The organism is Nocardioides sp. BE266, assembly GCF_031457855.1.
Taxonomy (GTDB): Bacteria; Actinomycetota; Actinomycetes; order Propionibacteriales; family Nocardioidaceae; genus Nocardioides.
The window spans coordinates 1-1,445 of record NZ_JAURTI010000019.1 but is presented as its reverse complement, the minus strand read 5'-3'; the positions used below and the strand labels follow the sequence as shown (position 1 = coordinate 1,445).

1 protein-coding gene is annotated in these 1,445 nt (G+C 69.7%); it reads left to right on the top strand.

Annotated elements, in window-relative coordinates; all coding sequences use genetic code 11:
* Positions 1–52 precede the first annotated feature (52 nt).
* Positions 53–1,141, top strand: a complete 1,089-nt coding sequence (locus J2X46_RS24085) for an IS110 family transposase (RefSeq protein ID WP_310255092.1) — start codon at positions 53–55, stop codon at positions 1,139–1,141.
* Positions 1,142–1,445 lie beyond the last annotated feature (304 nt).

The following is a 1,445-nucleotide window of genomic DNA, read 5'->3' as shown; positions in this document are numbered from 1 at the left end:
TTGTCGGGCAGGAGTGGCCTGCTCGACCTATCCACAGGCATAGGAGGCCCCGGTGATTTCTGAGCGTACGAGTGTCGGGCTCGATGTGCACGCACGATCGGTCGTGGCGGCCGGTCTGGACTCGGTGACTGGTGAGGTGTTCAAGCAGCGGCTGGTCCCGGCCAGCGAGGTCGTCGTGGACTGGCTGCGCGGGTTGCCCGGCCCGGTGACGGTGACCTATGAGGCAGGTCCGACCGGGTTCGGGCTGTACCGCGCGATCGCGGCAGCCGGGATCCGGTGCGAGGTGGCCGCGCCGTCGAAGCTGACCCGTCCGGCCGGTGATCGGGTCAAGACCGACGCGAAGGACGCGTTGCTGCTGGCCCGGCTGCTGCAGGTCGGGCAGATCGTGCCTGTTCGCGTTCCGAGCGTCACCGAGGAAGCCGCGCGGGACCTGGTCCGTGCCCGCGAAGACGTGCGCGGCGACCTGATGCGTGCACGGCACCGGGTCTCGAAGCTGCTGCTGCGCCATGGTCACGTCTACTACGGTGGCAAGGCCTGGACGGGCAAGCACGAGACGTGGCTGAACTCGATCCGGTTCGACCAGGCCGGCACGCGCGTCGCCTACGAAGCCGACCGTGAAGCCGTCGACTTCGCGGTCCTGCGCCGTGCCCGGCTCGATGCCGCGATCGCCGACATGGCTGCCGACAGCGAGTTCACGGCCGTGACTCGTCGGTTGTGCTGCCTGCGGGGGATCTCCACGCTGACCGGGTTCGCGCTCGCGGTCGAGCTCGGTGACTGGGGCCGGTTCACCGGCGCCAGCATCGGCGCCTACCTCGGGCTGGTCCCGTCCGAGCACTCCAGCGGGGACTCACACAGGCAGGGTGGGATCACCAAGACCGGCAACACCCACGCCCGCCGGCTGCTCGTCGAGGCGGCCTGGCACCACAAGCCCCGCTACACCGTCGGGCCGGTCATGCGTGCCCGCTGGGAACAGGCCACCCCCGCCGCACGGGCCCGCGGCCACGCCGGGAACCAGCGACTGCACCGCCAGTGGGCCAACTACACCGCTCGGAAGAAGAAGCACACGGTCGCGAACACCGCGATCGCGCGCGAGCTCGCCGGCTGGTGCTGGTCCCTGGCCACCCTCGACGATCTCGAGTAGCCCGAGATCCCCTGACTTGGCCTGGGACCGTCCCTGCGTGCAGCGCGAGGAGCCGACCCGCGATTCGACTGTGAGCCACCAACACCACCAACCAGGCGATGGTGACGCTCGACCTCAGAGAAGCGGAGCGCTCCTGCCGAACGCCGTCCTGCGGTACCCAACCCGCGCATATCAGTCTCGACCGCGCGTCGCGAAGACACGCTGCGCAGACGACCGCACCAGACCAAGAGAGGCGCCGTCAGACCACGCCGGTCCGGCGGCGCCTCACCCTGCCCATTGACAGCGGGGCCCTACATATCAGTCG